Annotated in this window: 13 protein-coding genes and 6 pseudogenes; 12 read left to right on the forward strand and 7 right to left on the reverse strand. The window is 71.8% G+C overall.

Features of this window, described 5'->3' with window-relative positions:
• Positions 1-446 precede the first annotated feature (446 nt).
• The 9 genes and pseudogenes from BJF83_RS30865 to BJF83_RS28525 form a co-directional block, all read left to right on the forward strand.
• Positions 447-3319: pseudogene (locus BJF83_RS30865) on the forward strand (type I polyketide synthase); the annotation flags it as partial.
• Positions 3320-3537: 218 nt separating this feature from the next.
• Positions 3538-5516: pseudogene (locus BJF83_RS30870) on the forward strand (KR domain-containing protein); the annotation flags it as partial.
• A gap of 141 nt (positions 5517-5657) precedes the next feature.
• Positions 5658-9209, forward strand: coding sequence for an amino acid adenylation domain-containing protein (locus BJF83_RS30875; protein ID WP_394329293.1), 3552 nt, complete (start codon positions 5658-5660; stop codon positions 9207-9209).
• A pseudogene (locus BJF83_RS30350) lies at positions 9182-9310 on the forward strand (phosphopantetheine-binding protein); the annotation flags it as partial. The gene BJF83_RS30875 and the pseudogene BJF83_RS30350, both read left to right, overlap by 28 nt.
• Before the next feature lie 337 nt (positions 9311-9647).
• A complete protein-coding gene (locus BJF83_RS30355) occupies positions 9648-10094 on the forward strand; it encodes a hypothetical protein (protein WP_316042210.1) in 447 nt (148 codons plus the stop codon).
• A complete protein-coding gene (locus BJF83_RS05020; protein WP_075925361.1) occupies positions 10081-11793 on the forward strand; it encodes an NAD(P)/FAD-dependent oxidoreductase in 1713 nt (570 codons plus the stop codon). The genes BJF83_RS30355 and BJF83_RS05020 overlap by 14 nt, the downstream gene beginning before the upstream one ends.
• On the forward strand, positions 11790-12710 hold the full coding sequence (locus tag BJF83_RS28515; protein ID WP_262391329.1) for an NAD(P)/FAD-dependent oxidoreductase: 921 nt from the start codon (positions 11790-11792) through the stop codon (positions 12708-12710). Before BJF83_RS05020 ends, BJF83_RS28515 begins: the two co-directional genes overlap by 4 nt.
• Positions 12695-12856: a hypothetical protein gene (locus tag BJF83_RS28520; RefSeq protein WP_262391330.1), complete on the forward strand. Its 162-nt coding sequence runs from the start codon at positions 12695-12697 to the stop codon at positions 12854-12856. The genes BJF83_RS28515 and BJF83_RS28520 overlap by 16 nt, the downstream gene beginning before the upstream one ends.
• 268 nt (positions 12857-13124) lie before the next feature.
• Positions 13125-13514 carry a hypothetical protein gene (locus BJF83_RS28525; protein WP_262391331.1) on the forward strand — a complete coding sequence of 130 codons (390 nt, stop codon included), beginning with the start codon at positions 13125-13127 and terminating at the stop codon, positions 13512-13514.
• Here BJF83_RS28525 and BJF83_RS05030 read toward each other — a convergent pair.
• The 4 genes and pseudogenes from BJF83_RS05030 to BJF83_RS30880 form a co-directional block, all read right to left on the reverse strand.
• Positions 13465-14112: a hypothetical protein gene (locus tag BJF83_RS05030; RefSeq protein ID WP_075925362.1), complete on the reverse strand. Its 648-nt coding sequence runs from the start codon at positions 14110-14112 to the stop codon at positions 13465-13467. The two genes, BJF83_RS28525 and BJF83_RS05030, sit on opposite strands and share 50 nt — an antisense overlap.
• Before the next feature lie 19 nt (positions 14113-14131).
• Complete coding sequence (locus BJF83_RS05035; RefSeq protein WP_075925363.1) at positions 14132-14731, reverse strand: TetR/AcrR family transcriptional regulator; 600 nt, start codon at positions 14729-14731, stop codon at positions 14132-14134.
• A gap of 43 nt (positions 14732-14774) precedes the next feature.
• Positions 14775-16064, reverse strand: coding sequence for an FAD-dependent oxidoreductase (locus BJF83_RS05040; RefSeq protein ID WP_316042209.1), 1290 nt, complete (start codon positions 16062-16064; stop codon positions 14775-14777).
• Between the two features lies 1 nt (position 16065).
• Positions 16066-16176: pseudogene (locus BJF83_RS30880) on the reverse strand (FAD-dependent oxidoreductase); the annotation flags it as partial.
• Positions 16177-16334: 158 nt separating this feature from the next.
• Here BJF83_RS30880 and BJF83_RS05050 point away from each other — a divergent pair.
• From BJF83_RS05050 to BJF83_RS05060, 3 genes are all read left to right on the forward strand, one after another.
• Positions 16335-17141, forward strand: coding sequence for an SDR family oxidoreductase (locus tag BJF83_RS05050; RefSeq protein ID WP_075925365.1), 807 nt, complete (start codon positions 16335-16337; stop codon positions 17139-17141).
• Between the two features lie 82 nt (positions 17142-17223).
• The gene (locus BJF83_RS05055) at positions 17224-17664 is read left to right on the forward strand and encodes a VOC family protein (protein ID WP_075925393.1); all 441 of its coding nucleotides are present in this window, start codon (positions 17224-17226) and stop codon (positions 17662-17664) included.
• Between the two features lie 46 nt (positions 17665-17710).
• A complete protein-coding gene (locus tag BJF83_RS05060) occupies positions 17711-18064 on the forward strand; it encodes an antibiotic biosynthesis monooxygenase (RefSeq protein WP_075925366.1) in 354 nt (117 codons plus the stop codon).
• A 58-nt stretch (positions 18065-18122) separates the two neighbouring features.
• Here the strand turns inward: BJF83_RS05060 and BJF83_RS05065 are convergent, their stop codons facing one another.
• From BJF83_RS05065 to BJF83_RS05075, 3 genes and pseudogenes are all read right to left on the reverse strand, one after another.
• Complete coding sequence (locus BJF83_RS05065; RefSeq protein WP_075925367.1) at positions 18123-18548, reverse strand: Hsp20/alpha crystallin family protein; 426 nt, start codon at positions 18546-18548, stop codon at positions 18123-18125.
• A 195-nt stretch (positions 18549-18743) separates the two neighbouring features.
• A pseudogene (locus BJF83_RS05070) lies at positions 18744-20334 on the reverse strand (BCCT family transporter).
• Between the two features lie 519 nt (positions 20335-20853).
• Positions 20854-21862: pseudogene (locus tag BJF83_RS05075) on the reverse strand (NADP-dependent oxidoreductase).
• Positions 21863-22005: the final 143 nt, after the last annotated feature.

A 22005-nucleotide genomic window follows, 5' to 3' on the forward strand; every position in this document is an offset into this window, starting at 1 on the left:
ACCCTAATTCCACCACTTCTGCCATTTTACATGCCTACATATGGAGCATATCCGGACGAAACGAATTGAGACGTCGAGCACACAGAGGGTCCACCTGGTACTTTCCTATCGCCGCGCCGAAATCCGACGCTCCGGTCCACCATCCACCGCCGCGGACCGCACCCAGTCCGCACGGACCGCTGACTCCACCACCGCCCCACGCCCCGCACAGCCACGCGGCAGCCCCGGGTCATGCCCGCCGCCGCAAGGCCGAACTCGGAAGACGGCGCACGGCACGAGCACGCCTTTCACTGGAATTGGACCCCTCCGCGGTGCCCGCGTGCCCGAAAAATCCCGCTATGACGGGGAACGGGCGGAATCACCACGCACATCCGAGAATCCAGAAGGAAACGATGCTGAATATCCCCAAATCATCCTTCGCCAACGACAGGATCGCGATCATCGGCATGGGCTGCCGCTTCCCCGGCGGCGCGTCCGACTATCGCACATTCTGGAGGAACATCGTCGACGGCCGCGACTGTCTGATCCCCACACCGGCCGACCGGTACGACGTCGCCACCCTCGGCAGCAAGGACAGGGCCAAGCCGGGACGCCTGGTCGGCGGGCGCGGCGGGTACATCGACGGATTCGACCGGTTCGAGCCTGAGTTCTTCGGCATCGGCCCGCGCGAGGCCGAGCACATGGACCCGCAGCAGCGCAAACTGCTGGAGGTGGCCTGGGAGGCGCTGGAGGACGGCGGCCAGAAGCCGTTCGGCCTCGCCGGAACCGACGTCGGAGTCTTCGTCGGCGCCTTCACCCTCGACTACAAGATCCTCCAGTTCGCCGACCTGGACTTCGACACCCTGGCGGCGCACACCGCGACCGGGACCATGATGACGATGGTCTCCAACCGCATCTCCCACTGCTTCGACTTCCGCGGGCCCAGCGTCTCCCTCGACACCGCGTGCAGTTCGTCCCTGGTGGCCGTGCACATGGCCTGCCAGAGCCTGCGGCGGGGGGAGAGCACCGTGGCCCTGGCGGGCGGCTCCCTACTGCACATGACCCCGCAGTACACCATCGCCGAGACCAAGGGCGGGTTCCTGTCCGCCGACGGCCGGTCACGGACCTTCGACGCCTCCGCCGACGGCTACGTCCGCGCGGAGGGCGTGGGGATGGTCGCGCTCAAGCTCCTGTCGCGGGCCCTGGCCGACGGAGACCCCGTGCACGCGGTGATCACCGCGACCGGCGTCAACCAGGACGGGCGCACCGACGGGATCACCGTCCCGAACCCGGACGCCCAGGCGCGCCTGGTCGAGCAGGTGTGCGCCGAGGCGGGCATCACGCCCGGCGACCTCCAGTACGTGGAGGCGCACGGCACGTCCACGCCGGTCGGCGACCCGGTCGAGGCCGGCGCGCTCGGCCGCGCACTGGCCGTGGGCCGGGCGGCGGGGGCGCCCTGCTACGTGGGGTCGGTCAAGGCCAACATCGGCCACACCGAGTCCGCCGCCGGTGTGGCCGGACTGATCAAGACCGTGATGAGCCTCAAGCACGGCGTGATCGCTCCGCAGATCAACCTGGACGAGCTCAACCCCGAGATCGACGCCGAAGCCCTGCCCTACACGATCCCCACCGCGGCGACCCCCTGGCCCGCGCAGGACGGCCCGGCCCGCGCCGGGGTCAACTCGTTCGGATTCGGCGGCACCAACGCACACGTGCTGCTGGAGGAGGCGCCCCCGCGACACGACGCCCCCGTCCTGGCCGCACGGCCGCCCCGCTCCCACGGGACCGCGATCCTCCCGCTGAGCGCTCGCGACCCCGGGACCCTTCCCGAGATCGCGGCCGGCATCCGGGACGAACTGGCCTCCGGTGACGCCGTCCTCGCCGACGTCGCGCACACCCTCGCGCACCGCCGCGAGCACCTGGAGTCGCGACTGTCGGTCGTGTACTCCTCACGCGAGTCCCTGGTCGAGGCGCTGGACGCCTGCGCCCGGGGCGAGAGCCACCCGCGTGCGGTCGACGGCCGCGTCCTCCCGGCCGCTGACCGGCGGCTGGTGTGGGTCTTCACCGGGATGGGCCCGCAGTGGTGGGGGATGGGCCGCCAGCTGTTCGAGACCGAGCCGGTGTACCGCGCGGCGGTCGAGAGGTGCGACCGGGAGATGGCCCGCCTGACCGGCTGGTCGCTGATCGAGGAGATGTCCGCCGACGAGGACGCCTCTCGGATGGACCAGACATGGCTCGCCCAACCAGCCAACTTCGCCGTCCAGGTGGGGCTCGCCGCGCTGTGGCGGTCCTGGGGGGTGGCCCCGGACGCGTCGTCGGTCACAGCACCGGAGAAGCCGCTGCCTTCTACGAGGCCGGGGTGTACACACTGGAGGAGGCGGTCACGGTGATCGTGCACCGCAGCAGACTCCAGCAGACCCTGGTGGGCACCGGCACGATGATGGCGGCGAGCCTGACCCAGGAGGAGGCGCAGCGGCGCGTCCGGCCGTTCGGCGCACGCGTCTCCGTCGCCGCCGTGAACGCCCCGGCGAGCGTGACCCTCGCGGGCGACGCCGACGCGCTGGAGGAGCTGGCCGACCAGCTCGCGGACGAGGGAGTCTTCCACCGGTTCCTCGACGTGCTCGTGCCCTACCACAGCGCCCGCATGGACCCCATCCAGGACGAACTCCTCACCTCTCTCGCCGACCTGCGTCCCAAACCCGCCGAGGTCCCGCTCTACCTGACCGGGCGCGAGGGCAGGGCCGAGGGGCCGGAACTGGACGCCGACTACTGGTGGGACAACGTCCGCCGCACCGTGCGGTTCCACGCGGCGGTCAACCGGCTGGCCGAGGACGGACACAGCGTGTTCCTGGAGATCGGACCGCACCCCGTCCTGGGCCACGCGATCCGGGAGGGCCTGGACGCCCGCGGTTCCCAGGGCCGCTGCCTGCCCTCGATCCGACGCCGGGAGGACGAGCCCGAGCGCATGGCCACGTCCCTGGCGCAGCTGCACGGACTGGGTGTCGAGATCGACTGGAGCGCCCTGCACCCGGAGGGCGCGCCCGTCCCGTTGCCGCCCTACCCGTGGAAACGGGACCGGTACTGGGTGGAGCCCGAGAACGTGGCGCGGGTCCGGCTGGGCCGGGTCGACCACCCGTTGCTGGGACGACGGCTGCCCGGCGCGGATCCGGCGTGGGAGGCGTCCCTGGACACCGAGACCACGCCCTACCTGGCCGACCACCGCATCCAGGGCAAAGCGGTGTTCCCCGCCGCCGGTTACCTGGAGATGGCGATCCAGGCGGCGCGCGCGCTGACCGGCGGTGAGCGCGCGGGGCTGGCGGACGTGGAGTTCCGACGGGCGCTGTTCCTGCCCACGGGATCGGTGACCCGTGCGCGGGTGTCCTTCGCTCCGCACGACGCGGCCTTCGCCGTCGCCACCGGCTCCATCGACCAGCGGTCGGTGCACGCGGCCGGAACGGTGCGCGGAGGCCAGCCCCGCCGCCTCGGCCCGGACCTCGACGTCGACGCGGTCCGCGGGCGTGCCGACCGGAGTCTGGACGCGACGCGTGCTACGCGGCGCTGGGTGAGCTGGGGTACCACTACGGGCCCGCGTTCCAGGGCATCGAGCGGGTGTGGACCGGCGCGGACGAGGCACTCGCGCTCGTCCGGCCGACCGCGCCGGTCCGGGGCGAGGCCGCCGACCACCACATCCACCCGGTAATCCTGGACTCCTGCTTCCAGACCCTGTTGACGACCCGGCTGACCGGGGCGAGCGGTACGGGGATCCGTCTGCCGGTGTCGGTGGCCGAGGTGCTGATCGACCCGATCGGCGACCGGCCGGTGTGGGCGCACGCGAGGGTCGCGGGCGAGGACGCGGACGGACTGGTGGGGGACATACGGCTCTACGCCGAGGACGGGACCCCGCTGGGCGCGGTGACCGGCCTGCGCGCGGTGGACGTGGAGCGGGCGTCGACGTCCGTGGGCACGGGCACGATCGACGGCTGGCTGTCCGACGTCGCGTGGGTGCCCGCCCCGGACCTCCTGCCGGTCGATTCGTACGCGGCCGACGAGGGAGCCGTGTCCACCGGAACCGGTGACGCTGACGCGACGAGCGAGACCGTGCGGCCAGCGTCGGTCCCGGACGGGACCGACGAACGCTCCCGGACCCCAGGGCAGGAGCGCGACGAGGCGGCGGGAACCGTGGGGGTCGCCGCCCGGCCGGGCGGCGAGTGGCTCGTCCTGGCCGATGCCGGGGGTCTGGCCGACGCCTTCGCGGCGCTGGTGACCGAACGCGGCGGCCGGTGCCACCTGGTCCGGCCGGGCGCCGGTTTCCATGCCCTGGGCGAGGTCCGCGGGTCCCGGGAGTCCCTCGCGGCGAGGGCGGACCGCGCGACGCGGACCGGGGGCACGGGCCATGACAGGGACACGAACCACGCCGTTGACGGGGACAGTGGGGCTGGTGGTGAACACGCGGCACACGAGATCCGTTCGGTCGCTGAGGAAAGCGGTCGGGCCTTCGAGGTCCGGCCGGACTCGGCCGAGGACCTGCACCGCCTCCTCGACGACCTGGGAGAACGCGGCGGCGCCCTGGCGGGCGTCGTCCACATGTGGAACCTGGACGCACCGTCGTTCGACGGGGCCGACGACGCCGAAGCCGACGCCTTCCCGGGCACCGGCGCCTACTCCCTCGTGGCACTGGCCCAGACCCTGGGCGCACGCGAGCTCGGCGGCGCCCTGCACGTGGTGACCCGTCAGGCGCAGGGGGTGGTCCCCGGCGAGGAGGTCGAGCCCCTCGGCGCTCCGGCCTGGGGCGTGGGCCGGGTCCTGTGGCAGCAGGAGCTGACCGACCACCGGGGCGTCCTGGTCGACCTCGGCCCCCGGCCGGACGACCACGGCGCGGAGGCCGCCGCCCTGTTCGCCGAGTTGACCGCCGACACCGGCGACGACGAGGTCGCCCTGCGCGACGGCGGGCGCTACGTCAGCCGTCTGCTCCCGGTCACCGACCTGCCGCGCCCCCTGCCGCTGCGGCTGCGCGCCGACGGCGCCTACCTGGTCACCGGCGCGTTCGGAGCGCTCGGCCGTCTGCTGTGCCGGACCCTCGTCCAGCGGGGGGCACGCCGCCTCGTGCTGGTCGGCCGCACGCCCCTGCCCGACCGAGCGCAGTGGCGGGAGACCGACCCCGACACCCGTGCGGGCCGCGACGTCCGTCTCGTCCGCGACCTGGAGCGGCTGGGCGCCCACGTCGAACCGGTCTGCCTGGACCTCACCGACGCGACGGCCTCTCCGCCTGGCTCGCCGCCCGGCGCGCGCGGGACGCACAGCCGCTGCGTGGGGTGTTCCACCTGGCCGGACACGTCGACGACACCCTGGTGCCCGCCATGGACCGGACCGTGTTCGACGCGGTGTTCGCTCCCAAGGCCACCGGCGCCCGTCTGCTGCACCGCCTCCTGGCCGACGAGCCGCTGGAGCACTTCGTCCTGTTCTCCTCCGTGGCCGGGTTGCTCACCACCGCGGGTCAGACCAACTACGCGGCGGGCAACGCCCTCCTGGACGCCCTGGCCCACCACCGCCGGGCGCGCGGACTGCCCGCGATCAGCCTGGACTGGGGCCCGTGGGCGACCGGCATGATCGAGGAACTCGGTCTGGTCGAGCACTACCGCACCGCGCGCGGCATGAGCTCGCTGTCCCCGGAGGCGGGCATGGCCGTGCTCGAACGCGTCGTCGAGCAGGACCGAGCCCAGCTCCTGATCTGCCCCGTGGTCGACTGGCCGACCTTCCTGGCCTGGTACTCGCCACCGCCGCCACTGGTGTCCGACCTCGCCGAGGCGGCGTCGGCGGTGTCGGGCGACTCCACAGGCGCTGCGGGCGCCTTCCCCGAGGTCTTCGCCGCCACGCCCGCCGAGTCCCGGGAAGACCTGCTCACCGAGCGGTTCAGGCAGGTCGTGGCGCGGGTCCTGCGCGTGTCGGAGGACCGTGTCGACCCGGCGGCGACGCTGAGCTCCCTGGGGGTCGACTCGCTGTTGGCGATGGAGCTGCGCTCCGGCATCCAGGCCGAGATCGGGGTGACCGTGCCGGTGGTCGCCCTCCTGGGCTCCGGGTCGGTCGCGGCCCTGGTCCAGGAACTGGGCGGGCGGTTGTCGGAGCTGGTCGCCGACGGCGTGGTCGGCGGCGTGAGCACGGGTGCGGTCGAGCTGTTCTCCGACCCCGCCGAGTACCCGCTGACGCAGAACCAGAAGGCTCTGTGGTTCCTCAAGCAGCTCAACCCGGACGGGTTCGCCTACAACATCGGCGGCGCCGTCCAGGTGCGCGCCGAAATCGACCCCGACGCCCTGTTCACGGCCTTCCGCACGGTCGTGGAGCGCCACCCGAGCCTGCGGACCAACGTGTCCATGCGCGACGGCCGCCCCGTGCAGCGCGTCCGCCCCGTCGAGGACGCGCTGCACGACCACGCGCTCGTCGACGTCCAGGGGCGGCCGTGGGAGGAGATCCACCGGCTGATCGTCGACACCTACCGCGAGCCCTACGACCTGGAGCGCGACCCGCTGGTGCGGTTCCGGCTCTACCGCCGGGCGGACGACCACTGGGTGATCATGAAGGCGGTTCACCACATCGTCTCGGACGCGATCTCCACGTTCACGTTCATCGAGGAGCTGTTCGCGGTCTATGAGGGGCTGCGGTCGGGGCACCCCATCGAACTGCCCGACCACGCGGCCACCTACCTCGACTTCCTCAACCACCAGAACCGGTTCCTCGCCGGTCCCGACGCGGCGCGGATGCGCGAGTACTGGATCGACCACCTGCCGGAGGAGACTCCCGCGCTCGACCTGCCCACGGACCGGCCGCGCCCGCTCGTGCAGACCAACAACGGCGCCTCGGAGTTCTTCACGCTCGACGCCGACCTGAGCGCACGCGTGCGCGCGCTGGCCGAGGACCGCGGCGTCACGGTGTTCGTGGTCCTGCTCAGCGCCTACTACCTGTTCCTCCAGCGCTACTCCGGCCAGGACGACCTGATCGTCGGCAGCCCGGTGACCGGCCGCACCAGCCCGGAGTTCGCGTCGGTGTACGGGTACTTCGTCAACCCGCTGCCCCTGCGCACCGACCTGTCGGGCGATCCCGCCGTCGCCGAACTGCTCGACCGGGTGCGCACGACCGTTCTGGGCGGTCTGGACCACCAGGAGTACCCGTTCGTGCTGCTGGTGGACGAGCTGGGACTGCAACACGACCCCAGCCGGTCCGCCGTCTTCCAGGCGATGTTCATCCTGCTCACGCACAGCGTGTCCACGGAACGGCACGGGTACCGGCTGGAGTACGTCGAACTGCCGGAGGAGGAGGGCCAGTTCGACCTGACCCTCTCCGCCTACGAGGAGGCGGCCGACGGCCTGTTCCACTGCGTGTTCAAGTACAACACCGACCTGTTCGACGCCGAGACCGTGCGGCGGATGCTGTCGCACTACGTGAACCTGCTCCGGGGACTGACGCGGGGCCCCGTCGACCAGCCGGTGTCGCGTCTGTCGATGCTTGAGGACGCGGAGCGGGAGCTCATCGTCGACCGTTGGAGCGGGCGGCGCGTGCCCGCCGAGCGCGCCGAGCCCGTCCACGTCCTGTTCGAACGGGCGGCGGCCGCGGCGCCGGACGCCGTCGCGGTGTCGGCTCCGACCGAGTCGGGCGACACGAGCGTGCTCTCCTACGGGGAGCTGGACGAGCGGTCGGCCCGCCTCGCCGCCCACCTGCGCGCGAGCGGCGTGGGGGCGGGATCGGTCGTGGCGCTGTGCATGGAGAAGTCACCGGAGCTGGTGACCCTGGTGCTGGCGGTGCTCCGAGCGGGGGCCGCCTACCTCCCCCTGGATCCGGGGTACCCGGTGGAGCGGCTCTCAGCCCTGGTGGAGGCGTCCGAGGCACGGCTGCTCGTGACCGATGACCAGGGAGCGGACCGGCTGGCCGGGGCGCCGGTCACGGTGGTGTCCGCGGCCGACCTCCTGCTCACCTGTCAGGCGCCCACCGCCGGTCGAGCGGTCGCGGCCCCCGAGCCGACGCCCGCCGACGAGGACTCCGAGGACCCCACCGCCTACCTGGTGTCGACCTCGGGCTCCACCGGCCGGCCGAAGCTGGTCCGCGTCGGCCACACCAACCTGGCCGCGGCCTACGCGGGCTGGCGCGACGCCTACCGTCTGGAGGATGACGCGCGCGTCCATCTCCAGATGGCGAGCCCGGCGTTCGACGTGTTCACCGGCGACCTGGTCCGGGCCCTGTGCTCGGGCGGAACGCTGGTGCTGGCCTCGCGCGAACTCCTGCTGAACTCGGCGTTGCTCTACGACACGATGGTCCGCGAGCGGGTGGACTGCGGTGAGTTCGTCCCCTCGGTGGTGCGCGGACTGATGGCGCACTGCGAGCGCGACGGCCGTTCCCTGGACTTCATGCGGCTGCTGGTGGTCGGCTCCGACGTGTGGAAGAACGAGGAGTACCTGCGGCTGCGAGCGGTGTGCGGGCGCGACACCCGGGTGGTCAACTCCTACGGGCTGAGCGAGGCGACCATCGACACCACATGGTTCGAGGGGGCGGTGGACTCCGCCGACCCCGGCAGGACGGTGCCGATCGGACGGCCCTTCCCCGGCAGCGCGGTCTACGTCCTGGACGGTGGCGGCGAACCCGTGCCGCCCGGCGTGACCGGGGAGCTGTGGGTCGGGGGGACCGGCGTCGCCCACGGGTACGCGGGTGACCCGGAGCTGACGCGGGAGCGGTTCGTCGCCCTCCCCCTCCCCTCTCCCTCCACCGCCCAGGGGGACGCTCCGGAGCAGCGGGTGCGCCTGTACCGGACCGGCGACCTCGCCCGATGGGACGCCACCGGAGTCCTGCACCTGATCGGCCGGGCCGACTCCCAGGTCAAGGTGCGTGGCCACCGGATCGAGATCGGTGAGATCGAGTCGCGGCTGGCCGCCTGGCCCGGGCTGGAGCAGGCGGTGGTGACGGTGCGCGCCGACGCGGCCGGAAACACCAGCCTGCGCGCGTACTGCGTCCCGATGCCGGGGACCGTCCTCGACGTACGGGAGCTGCGCCGACACCTGGCGGCGACGCTGCCGACCTTCATGATCCCCGCGGCGTTCGTGGAGATGGCGGAGCTGCCGGTGACCGCCAACGGAAAGGTGGACACCAACGCCCTACCCGCCCCGCGCCCGAGACCCGCGACCGGGCGCACGAACCACCCGTCACCCTCTACGAGACCCGGATGGCCGAGCACTGGCGGGAGCTGCTGAGCGTCGGGGAGATCGGGCAGCGGGACGACTTCTTCGAACTCGGCGGCGGTTCGGTCCTGCTGATCGAACTGGTCCACCGCCTCCAGCACGAGTTCAACGCCACGATCCTGGTCAGCGACCTGTTCCGGGCCACCACCCTGCACGGTATGGCGGCCACCCTGGAGGGGGTGGTCACCGGGCGGATCGACGGGGCCGGACCCTATCTGGACTTCAACAGGGACGTGGACGGGCCGCACGTGTTCTGCTTCCCGCCCGCCGGGGGCCACGGGCTGGTGTACCGGCGTCTGGCCGAGCACCTGCCCAACCACCGCCTGGTGGCGTTCAACCACCTGGGAGGCGACGACAAGGTGGCCCGCTACGCCGATCTCGTCGAGTCCGTCCAGGACGGGGGGCCTACCGCCTCCTCGGCTACTCGCTCGGCGGGAACCTGGCCTCGAGGTGGCCAAGGAGTTGGAGAGCCGCGGGCGGCGGGTACGGGACGTGGTCGCCGTGGACGCCTACCGGGTCCGCGAGGAGTTCGAGTTCGGCGAGGAGCACCTGGCGGTGTTCGAGCTCGAACTCGGCGAGCACCTGCGCAAGCACACCGGGTCGGAGGTCGTGGCGGCCGAGACGCTGGAGCAGGCACGCGAGTACATCGGCTTCTGCGCCCGCAGGCCCAACACCGGAACGGTGGCGGCGCGGATCACGGTCGTGGCGGACGAGAAGAAGGCCGACCTGTTCGCGGAGGGCGAGGAGGGGGCCTGGCACGGGTCCTCGTCCACGGCCACCGTGGTGCTGGCCGGGTCCGGCGAGCACGCCGACATGCTCGACGACGAACACCTGCGGTTCAACGCGGGGCTGATCCGCGAGGTCCTCGCCGAGGAGGCCGACCATGGCACCGTCTGAGACTCCGAACCCGGCCGCGGACGGAACCGCGGCCACCGACTGGACCCGCCGTGAACGGGACGCGGGTACGCCGCCCCGGGTGCTCATCGTGGGGGGCGGCATGGGTGGCCTGTCCACCGGCTGTTACTCCCGGATGAGCGGGGCACGGACCCTGATCCTGGAGAAGCACGTCCTGCCCGGCGGATGCTGCACGGCCTGGTCCCGGGAGGGCTACGTCTTCGACTACACGATCGAGTGGCTGACCGGGACCGGTCGGGGCAACGACGCGGCGCGTATCTGGCGCGAGCTGGGAGCCCTGGACGGCAAGACGGTCACGGACTTCGAGATGTTCAACCGGGTGGTCGGCGAGGACGGCCGGGAGGTGGTGTTCTACCACGACCCGGACCGGCTGGAGGAACACCTCCTGGAGGTGTCCCCCGGTGACGCGGGTCCGATCCGCGAGCTCTGCCGCGACCTTCGCGGGTTCGTCCGGCTCAACCACTACCCGTTCCTCACCCCGCCCGTGCTGCGCACGTTCCGGGAACGGCTGAGGGCGGCCCGGGAGATCCTGCCGGGGTTCCGGCTGATGTGGCGCACCGCCACCACACCGATGGAGAAGTTCGCGGAGCGGTTCCAGGACCCGTTGGTGCGCCGCGCCCTGCCGAACATCTTCTTCCAGGACCACGAGGTGTTCCCGGTACTGCCGTACCTGTTCAACCTGGCCAGCGCCCACCACCACAACGCCGGGTTCCCACAGGGCGGATCGCTGGGGCTGGCCCGGTCGGTGGCCGAGCGGTACACGTCCCTGGGCGGGGAGATCGCCTACCGCGCCCGGGCCACGCGGGTACTGGTGGAGGACGGACGCGCGGTGGGGGTCGAGCTGAGGGACGGCCGCCGGTTCTACGGCGAGCACGTGGTGTGCGCGTGCGACGGGGTGACGGTCCTGAAGAAGCTCCTCGGCGGCGAGCACACCAGCCCGACCCTGGACGCCCTGTTCGAGCGGCTGCTGCACCAACCCGAGGTGCTCTACCCGGGGGTGGTGTCCGCGTTCGTCGGCTTCAAGGGCGACCTGCCCCCCGAGACGGCGCACAGCACCACCTACCTGCTGCCTGAACGGGAGGCCGCGCGGCTGCCGTCCTGCTCCCAGAACAGCCTCGTGGTGCAGCTGCGATCCCGGTACGCGGACGGGTTCGCCCCACCGGGGAAATCGGTCATCCACTGCACCTACTTCAGCGACTACGGGTACTGGAAGGAGCTGCGCACGAACGACCGGCGCGGGTACCGGGCGCGCAAGGCCGAGGTCGCCGACTTCGTGCGGGCGTTCCTGGAGGACCGGCACCCGGGTCTGGGCGAGCGGATCGAGCTGGTGGACGTGGCCACCCCGGTCACGACCGAGCGTTACACCGGCAACCGGCACGGCAGCATCCTGGGCTGGAAGTCGTTCACGGAGGCCGACGACCTGCTGACGAAGCTGGTCAACAAGGACCGGATGAGCATCCCGGGGTTGGCCGGACTCACCCTGGCCGGACACTGGTTCAGCGGCGGCAGCCTCATTCTGGCCGCCTCCTCGGGCCGGTTCGCGACGCAGTTCCTCTGCCGCGATCTGGGGCTGCGCTTTCGGGCGTGGGAGAGCGAGGGCGGCGAGCCCTGGCATCCCGGAAAGTGGGGGGACCTGCCCCAACTGGACGCGTGGGACGAACGATGGGCGGAGGCACGATGAGGGATCGGCGTCAGAGCACGACGCGCGGCGGAACCGCGGCGCGGCCCCGGGAGTCGATGATCATCGTCGGCGGCGGGCTGGGCGGGCTGTCCACCGGCGTGTACGCGCGGATGAACGGGTACCGGACGCGGATCTTCGAGATGCACGAGATCCCCGGCGGGTGCTGCACGGCCTGGGACAAGGGCGACTTCACCTTCGACTGGTGCGTGAGCTGGCTGCTCGGCAACGGACCCGGCAGCGAGATGCACCAGATCTGGATGGAACTGGGGGCGCTCCAGGGCAAGGAGATGCGCCACTTCGACGTGTTCAACGTCGTGCGGGGGCAGGACGGGCGGAAGGTGTACTTCTACTCGGACCCGGACCGGCTGGAGGCGCACCTGCTCGACCTGTCCCCCGCCGACGCCCGGGTCATCCGCGACTTCTGTCAGGGGTTGCGGCGGTTCATCCGGTGCCTGCGCGTCTACCCGTTCCTGAAGCCGGTGGGACTGATGGGTCCGGTGGAGCGCACGCGCATGATGTCGAAGTTCATCCCGTACTTCAACGTCATCCGCAAGTCGATCACGGTGCTGATGCGCGACTACTCCCAGCGGTTCACCGACCCGCTGCTCACGGACGCGTTCAACCACATCCTGTACGAGAAGCACCCCAACTTCCCCGTGCTGCCGTTCTACTTCCAGCTCGCGGCGCACGCCGGGCGCGCCGCGGGCGTCCCCGAGGGCGGTTCGCTCGGCCTGGCGCGCTCGATCGAGGACCGCTACCGGCGGCTGGGCGGTGAGATCAGCTACACGCCCGGGTCGAGGAGATCCTGGTGGAGGACCACCGTGCCGTGGGCGTACGGCTCAGCGACGGCAGCGAGCACCGCGCGGACATCGTGGTGGCGGCGTGCGACGGGTACACGACCATGCACGAGCTGCTGAAGGGCCGCTACCTCAACGAGGAGTACCACCGCCTCTACACGCGGACCATCCACGAACCGGAGATGGTCTTCCCCGGGTACTTCTCGATCTTCCTGGGCCTGAGCGAGGAGTTCGCCGACGCGACCCGTGCACGACCTATCTGCTGACTGAGGAGGAGGCCGCGCCGCTGCTCGGCATCCGGCACCCGAGCGTCAACGTCCAGTTCCGCAGCACCCACTATCCGGAGCTGTCGCCGCCGGGGACGGCGGTGGTCTACGCGACGTACTTCTGCGACATCGAACCGTGGCGCGAGCTGAGCACCGGTCCCGAACGGTCGAGCCGACTGCACCGGGGTGAGGAGGTGCACACGCTGCCGGTGCGACGCGGCCGGGACTACGTCCGCGCCAAGCGACGGGTGGCCGAAGCCTGGTGGAGATGGTCGACCGTCGCCATCCGGGGCTGCGCGAGGCGGTCAGGGTGCGCGACATCGCCACGCCGCTCACCCAGGTCCGCTACACGGGCAACCTGGACGGAACGGTGCTCGGCTGGCAACCGTTCGTGGAGGGCGGCGAGACGCTGGAGGAGCTGGTGAAGAAGTATGGCCCCGGACTGCCGGGCCTGGAGGGGTTCTACATGTCCGGAGTGTGGGCGACCACCGGCGGGCTGATCCGCGCCGCCGCGGCCGGTCGGCACGTGATGCAGTTCGTCTGCCGTGACGACGGACGTGAGTTCCGCGCGGAGGTGGACGAGAACGCGCCCCCGCCCACCCACCGGCTCATCCCGGTCGGACCGCGCTCGGGGCCGAGGCCGAAGGCGCGGACGTAGCGACGGATGTCCGGGCGGCCGCGTCTCCTGACGCGGCCGCCCTGGCGTGCCGTCCGCGGTTCCTCACCAGGTGACGGGACTCGAAGTCGGTCCGGGCGTACCGGACCAGCCCGCCTCCGTTCCGGCCCATGGTGCGCACGATCTCCTCCACCGCGTCCGGGATGCGTGCGGGCTCCTTGCGGAGCCGCTCCCACTGGTCGCGGTGGGCCATCAGCCGGGCGACGCCGGTCGTCATGGCCATTTTGGTGGTCTCCTCCCCGGCGAAGAAGAGCACCATGGCCAGTCGGACGATCCCTTCGCCGCTGGTGCCGCCCGCGGCTCGCAGGCCGGAGATCACGTTCTCGCCGGCCCCGGGCCGGCACGCCGCCACCAACCGGTGGATGTACCCGAGGAGCGCGCGCAGGCCCTCCGCCGCCCGCGCGGGGTCAACGGCCGCCTCGGCGAGCGCGACGAACTCCGTGTGCCCCTCGGCGGGCACACCGAGGAGTTCGGCGATGGCCCGGGTGGGGACGACCGCCGTGACGTGCCGCCTGAGGTCGGCGGGCGGCCCCGCCTGCTCCAGGCCGTGCAGGCAGGAGAAACGGTGACGGCTTTCCACAGGCCCGGTTCCGCTCCTGTCAGTCGACGAACAACGCGTCCAACCGCGAGTCGAGCACCCGAGCGGCCTCCTCCCCCGTCACCTGTCCCAGGAGCAACTGGGCGCGCATCCCCTCCACCAGCGCGAGCAGTGCGGCCGCTTCCAGACCGGCGTCCGGTTCGGTCCCGGTCCGGCCTTCGTCGGTCCCCCGGCGGATGAGGTACTCCAGCGTCTCCCGGACACCGGTGTAGGCGCGGTGCACGCGCCGGGCCAGCTCGGGTTCGACGAGGGCACGCGCTTGGAAGGCCACTCCGACCCTCAGGCCGTCCACCCGCCGCGCGTCCTCACCGAGCAGCCCGCCGAGGATGAGTCGCACCACCTCCCTGGGGGAGAGGGGGCCGGGCCGTTCCTCCAGCGACGCGCGGACCCGGGCCATGTCGCGCTCGCCCGCGTACTCCAGCGTGAAGGCGAGCATCTCGCCCTTGGTCCTGAAGTAGTGCTGCACCCGGCCCATCGACACCCCCGCCTGGGCCGCGACGTCCCGCAGGCTCGCCGCCTCCAGCCCCCGGGCCGAGACGAGCGCGCACACCGCCTCCGCGATCTGGACCCGCCGCTGCTGGTGGTCGACCTGCTTGGGCATGGCTCCCCCGTCCTTCCCGTACACCCGCATTGCACCACATCCGTCACTCCGGGTGTCGGTGCGCACGCATCGCGTCGCGTGTACCGGTCAGGGGGGTCGCGCTAGCGTGCGCGCCGGGCGCGCCACCCCGCCGCCCGGTCGCCCGGTCGCCCGTGCCGCCGACGTGATCGGTTCGCTTAGGGAGTGTGTCGCCGGGGGCCGAAGCGGTCGGCACGGAAGGGCTCCAGGACCGCGGGGCGCACCCGTCGACCAGGAAGGTCGCGAGCGCCTCGGCCGCCGGGCCCGACAGCGTCAGGCCGAGCATGGAGTAGCCGGTGGCCAGGTAGGCGTTGGCGTACCCGGGCACACGGTCGACCACGGGCAGGCCGTCCGGCGCCAGGGGTCGGTCCCCCGCCCACGCGTGCCGCCGGTCCGTCCAGTCCACCCCGACGACCATGGGCGCCGCGCCGCGCGTGATGGCGTCGATCCGCTCCGGGACCGGCCGTGCGGGACCGCGCCGGAAGTCCATCCCGCCCGACACGCGCAGCCTGCCGCCCATCGGGGCGCACGCCACGTGCGCGTCGAGCAGCAGGGTGGACGCGTGCGGCAACCGCTCGGCGGGCACGTCGAAGCTGTACCCCCGGCCGCCGACCACCGGCAGGCGCCGCCCCAGCCGGGTGGCGAGCGCGCCGGCCTTGGCGCCGGTGGCGATGACGAGGGCGCCGACCCGACGCTCCCCAGCCGTGGTCGTGACCGCCTCCACCTCCCCGCCCCGCGCGCTCACCCCCGTCACGGCCACGCCCTCGTCCACGCGGACGCCCTCGGCGCGCAGGTGGGCGGTCAGACCGGCGACGAGACTGTCCGGCTCGGTCTGGACGTGATCGCGCAGGAGCACCCCGGCCCGCACCCGGCCGGAAAGCGCCGGTTCGACCTCGCGCAGTTCGTCGCCGCCCAGCACGGTGGCGGGCAGGTCGAATCCCGCCTGGCGCAGGGGGTCGAGGGAGCCGAGGTAGGCCTCGGCCGCGCGCGGGTCCTGGGCGACGGCGAGGAAGTCCGTGCGGGTGCGGGTGAACTCCACGCCGTCCTCGGCGAGCTGGTCCAGCAGGGGGAAGGTGCGTCTGCCCAGCATGGCCAGGGCGCGGGCGCGCGGGCGTGGCGGGCGGGGGTGCAGTTGCGCAGGAACCGCAGGAACCAGGGGGTGAGGAGGGGCAGCGCGTCGGGGGCGATGCGCAGCGGGGCGTCCGGGTCGCGGAAGGCGCGCACGGCGTCGCCGAGCAGGACGGGGTCGGGGACCGGGCCGGCCTGGGCGGGGTTGACCCAGCCCGCGTTGCCGTGGGAGGCGCCGCCCCCGGATGGCGGGACTCCACGACCGCCACGTCGATCCCGCGGCGGCGCAACTGGTGGGCGACGTTGAGGCCGGCGACGCCCGCGCCGACGACGAGCACCCGACTCATACCCTCTGTCATGAGAGCAATCCTTTCGGTGACCAAACCCCGTGGTGGTGCAGTGCCCGCGTGGACGGGTGGGAAACGGCCCTTCGGGGTGGCGCGGGCGGGGCTACCGGACGGTAGGAATGGAGGCGGTGCGCACCGGCCGCCACCCCACGACCCCGAGGAGAGCCCCGATGACCCCCACCAGCCCCGCCAGAACCGCGCTCGTGACCGGTGCGTCGTCCGGTATCGGCGCGGCCGTCGCCGCCGCCCTGGTCCAGCGCGGGTACCGCGTGTACGGGACCAGCCGCGCGCCCGAGGCGGTCGCGGCCCCGGTCCCCGGCGTGGAGTACCTGGCCCTGGACCTGACCGACCCCGCCTCGATCGAGGCGTGCGCGACCGCCGCGGGTCCGGTCGACGTACTGGTCAACAATGCCGGGGAGAGCCAGAGCGGCCCCCTGGAGGAACTGCCGGCGGACGCCGTGGAGCGGCTGTTCCGGATCAACGTGTTCGGGGCGGTGCGCCTGACCCAACTCGTGCTGCCCGGGATGCGGGAGCGCCGGTACGGTCGCGTGGTGATGGTGGGATCGATGCTGGCGAGCTTCCCGCTGGCGTTCCGGTCGTCGTACGTGGCGTCCAAGGCGGCGCTCAAGGGGTTCGCCGACGCCCTGCGCCGGGAGGTGTCGCCGTACGGGGTCGGTGTGACCACGGTGGAGCCGGGGTCGATCAGCACGGGCATCAGCGAGCGCCGCACCGAGTACGTGGGGGCGGCCTCCCCGTTCGCCGACGAGTACCGGACGATGCTGGGCGCGCTCAACGCCAACGAGGCGCGGGGGATCCCGGCGGACGCGGTGGCCCGAACGATCGTCCGCGCGGTCGAGTCCGACCCGCCGCGCCCGTTCTACGCCGTGGGCAGCAACGCGCCGCTGGTGTTCGCCCTGCGGCGGCTGTTCCCGCGTTCGTTGGTGCTGCGGATGGTCGCGCGCAGGCACGGGCTCTGACACGGGCGGCGGGTTCCACGGGGGCGTCGGCGGTCTCCGGCAGGATGTGGTGGGCCACCCACAGCGACTCGGGGAGTCCACCGTGAAACAGCAGGTCCACTTCATCACCCTCGCCACCGCCGACCTCGACGCGGCCCGGTCCTTCTACTGCGACGGCCTCGGCTGGCAGCGCCTGCTGGACGTGCCGGGCGAGATCGTCTTCTTCCAGATCGCGCCGGGTGTGGTGCTGGGGCTGTTCGACGCCGAGAAGTTCGACCGCGACCTCGGCGGCGCGGCGGGCGTGACCGGGACGACCGGCGCGTCGGGGGTGACGCTCGCGCACAACGTCGGCGGGCCCGAGGAGGTGGAGGAGACCGTGGCGCTGATGCTGGCCGCGGGCGGGACGGTGCTCAAGCGCCCCCAGCCCGGAGAGTTCGGCGGCATCTTCCACGCCCACGTGCAGGACCCGAACGGGGTGGTGTGGGAGATCGCGCACAACCCGGGGTGGCGGATCGACGAGAACGGCGACGTGGTCTTCGGCTGACCGGCCGATAGGTTGGGCCCGGATCGAACAACGCGAAGGGTGCGACATGAGCGTCGTCAAGTTCAACGTCCTGACCGTCCCGGAGGGGTCGGGGGCCACTCTGGAGGAGCGCTTCGCCAAGCGCGCCGGCCTGGTGGAGAACCAGCCGGGGTTCGAGGAATTCCAGCTGCTGCGGCCGGTCGAGGGCACCGACCGGTATCTGGTCTACACCCGGTGGCGCGCGGAGGAGGACTTCCAGAACTGGGTGAACAGCCAGGACTTCCGGCACGGGCACGCCCAAGCCGCCCGGGAATCCGGACGGACCGGGCACGGGCACGGCGGCGAGGGCGCGGCCGCGCCCGCCGCGACCGGCAGCGAACTGTGGGGCTTCGAGGTCGTCCAGCGGGTCTGCGGGCCTTAGCAGCCGCGCACGCGGGGCCGGAACCCCGGTCGGTTCCGGCCCCGGGCGCGCGTGGCGCTCAGCCCTTGATCTGCCGTGCCTCCGCACCGCCGGTGACGCTGATCCTGCGCGGCTTGGCCCGCTCCGCCACCGGGACTCGGACGGTGAGGACGCCGTCGGCGTAGTCGGCCGACAGGTTCTCCGTGTCCAGCTCCTCCCCGAGGTAGAGCTGCCGCGAGAAGTTGCCCGTGGGACGCTCGGCCACGACCGCGTCGCTGCCCTCCGGGACCGACAGCCGGCGCTCAGCCCTACAGGTCAGGACGTTCCGCTCGATCTCCAGGTCGATGGAGTCGGCGCGGACGCCGGGCAGGTCGAAGTGCACGACGAACTCGTCACCCTCGCGGTAGGCGTCGATCGGCATGACGACCGGGTGCATCACGTCGCCGAGGAGACGCTGGGTGATCCGGTCGAACTCCTGGAACGGGTCGGTACGCATGAGCATCATGACGACCTCCAGAGTCTGCGTGTCGGACTGCCCTCATGTCCTCATCCTTCCAGGGTCAGGCGTCGGACTAACCGGAACGCGGGTAAGAAGGTCCCGCACTGGTCGGTGAAGTCCCGTCGTCGGGACGGCGGGACGTCCGGCGGCCCGCTCGTCCACCGGGGCCGCCGGGCGCGTGTCGGAGCCGTCACGGACCCATCACGGCGCACCTCCGCCGTCGGGCCGTCCGCGCCGCCGAACCGACAGCGGGCGCACTCTCCCCGGGCCCGCCACGGTCTCCCTCCTGAGGGAGCGCAGGAGGGCCGCCATCATGATGAAGGCGATGACGAAGAACGGCAGCCCGAACACGATGATCGTCTGTTGCAGGGCGTCCAGTCCGCCGACTCCGGAGGCGGTGAGCACGGTGGCGGCCACCACCCCCTCGGCCACGCCCCAGAAGACGCGCTGCCGTGTGGGGTTCTTCGCCGTCCCCGAGCACAGCATGTCCACCACCAGGGACGCCGAGTCGGAGGAGGTGGTGAAGAAGATGACCACGATGACGATCGACGCCGCCGACAGGAGCACCGTCAGCGGATAGTGCTCCAGGAAGGCGAACAGGGCCCCGGGCAGGTCCTCCTCGACCACCACCGCCTGGACGAGGCCCCCGCCGCCGTGCCTCTCGATGTCGAACGCCGACAGCCCGAACACGCTGAACCACACGATGCTGAACGCGGTGGGGATGAACAGGACCCCGACCACGAACTCCCGGATCGTGCGTCCCTTGGAGACGCGGGCGATGAAGATGCCCACGAACGGCGACCAGGTGATCGTCCAGGCCCAGTAGAAGACGGTCCAGGAGCCCTGCCATCCCGTGTTGTCGAAGGTGTCGTTCCAGAATGACAGCGGGACGAGCGCCTCCAGGTACACGCCCGTGGTCTCGATGATGCCGCGGGCCAGGTACACCGACGACCCCGTCACGAAGACGAAGACGAGCAGCGCCACGGCCAGGACGATGTTGAGGGTCGACAGCCACTTGATGCCGATGTCCAGGCCGGAGGCCACCGACGCCACGGCGATGCACGTGACGACACCGATGAGCACGACCTGCGTCAACCGGGTCTCCGGGACTCCGAACAGCTCGTTCAACCCGCTGTTGATCTGCATCGTGCCCAGGCCGATGGTGACCGCCACCCCGAAGAGGGTGCCGAGGACGCGACGATGTCCACGGCCCGCCCGACGGGTCCGTGGATCCCGTCGCCGATGAAGGGGTGGAGGACCGAACTGACCCGGAACGGCAGACCCTTGCGGTACACGAAGTAGGCGAAGGCGAGCGCGGGCAGGCAGAAGATCGTCCAGGTGTGCAGGCCGAAGTGGTAGAGCGTGAAGCCCATAGCCTGCCGGGCCGCCTCCACCGACTCGGGGGCCACGTCCCCCCGGGGCGGGTCCGCGTAGTGGCTGATCGGCTCGGCGACGGCCCAGAACATGAGGATGCTCCCGATCCCCGCGGCGAACAGCATGCAGAACCAGATGAAGTCGCGGTACTCCGGCTCGCTGTCCTGCGGCCCGAGCCGGACGTGTCCGTACCGGCTGAGCGCGACCCCGATGAGGAAGATGAGAAAGGTCGTGACACCGAGGATGTAGAGCCATCCGAGGTTGATGAGAATCCAGTCGGAGACCGCGCCGAACGCCGTGTCGACGCGTCGGTGAAGAGGATCGCGGACACCACGAAGAGAATGGCCAGTCCGGCGGAGACGGCGAAGATGACGGGGTCCGTCCGCAGCCCCAGCCATGCTGTCAGTTTTTGGATCATTCAGTGTGCTTTCTGGTGTCCGTGGCCAGCTCCACCGCGCCGGAGCGGTTTCGCTCATCCGCTCCGGACTCGCACGATACAACGGACGGGGAAGGGGGAATCGACACCGTTCCGACGCCGTGGCGTCGCGTGCGATCTCTCCCGAACCGCGGAAAGACACCCGGGGACATCGCACCCCATTTCCCCGGGGAGGGAATCTTACCGGAGCACTCATCCATTTCGTGGATGATTTTTCCGGAAATGTCATGCCATTCGCAAGGCAAGCGCGACGTTGGCGGCACCCATCGCGCCCTGGGCGGAGTAGGGGTGCGACTCGATCTGGTCGCCCGTTGGGGAGACGTCGGCCTCGGCGACCAGCCGGTCCAGGCACCCGGCCTCGTCCTCGGAGCACCGTCGGGCGCCGAGACCGAGCCGCGGGCACGGCGTGTCCGCCGTTCGGCGGGACGTCGCGCGTGTGCGCCTGTCGAGGTGGGGGTGGCGGGACGGCCGGACCCGGGTCGCCGGACCCGGCCGGCGCCGTCAGGATCCCAGACGCACCAGCATCTTGCCGGTGTTGGCTCCACGCATCATGTCCAGGAAGCCGTCGACGGCGTGGTCGATCCCCTCGACCACCGTCTGCTCGGCGCGCAGGGAGCCCTCGGCCAGCCAGGTCGCGGCGCGCTGGGCGTACTCGCCGAACAGGTCGTAGTGGTCGCCCACGATGAACCCGCGCAGGGTGAGCCGCTTGCCCACCGCGAGGTGGAGGTTGTCGGGGCCGGGCACCGGCTCGGTCGCGTTGTACATGGAGATGGCGCCGCACAGCGCGATCCGCCCGTGGGTGCGCATGGCGCCGATGGCCGCGCGCAGGTGGTCGCCGCCGACGTTGTCGAAGTAGACGTCGATCCCGTCCGGGGCGGCCTCGGCCAACTGGCCCTCCAGGTCGCCCTCGCGGTAGTCGATCGCCGCGTCGTAGCCGAACTCCTCCAGCAGGCGGCGCTTCTTCTCGGGTCCGCCCGCCGAACCGACCACCCGGGAGCGCCGAGGTGGCGCGCGATCTGTCCGGCGATGCTGCCAACCGCGCCCGCGGCGCCGGAGACGAACACGACGTCGCCCTCCTTGACCGGGGCGATCCGGGTCAGACCCGCGTAGGCGGTCAGACCGGTCATGCCCAGGACGCCCAGGTAGGCCTCGGCCGGTGCCCGGTCCGCGTCGACCCCGGTCACGCGTCCGCGTCGAGCAGGGCGTACTCGCGCCAGCCGCCCATGTGCAGGACGGTCGCTCCGACGGGCACGGCGTCACTGCCCGAGGCCGTCACCGTGCCGACGGCGCCGCCCTCCATCGCCTCGCCCAGCCGGAAGGGGGGAACGTAGGACGCGCCGTCGTTCATCCGGCCGCGCATGTACGGGTCGACGGACATCCAGTCATTGCGGACCAGGACCTGGCCTGGACCGGGATCGGCGACGGTGCTCTCGGCCAGGGAGAAGTCCCCGGGCTTGGGCTCGCCGACCGGACGCGCGACGAGACGGACTTCCCTGCTGGTGACGGACATGGTGTTTCCTCTTACCTTTCGGACCTGGGATTTCGACGTACGCGTCCGAATGCGCGCACCCGCCCACAGTAGACCCCACTCTGATCACATGACCAATAGAAATGCATGGTAAGGTCATAGGTTTTCCGATGGGTCCTCCGAGG

This window comes from Nocardiopsis sp. CNR-923 (genome assembly GCF_001942255.1).
Taxonomy (GTDB): domain Bacteria; phylum Actinomycetota; class Actinomycetes; order Streptosporangiales; family Streptosporangiaceae; genus Nocardiopsis.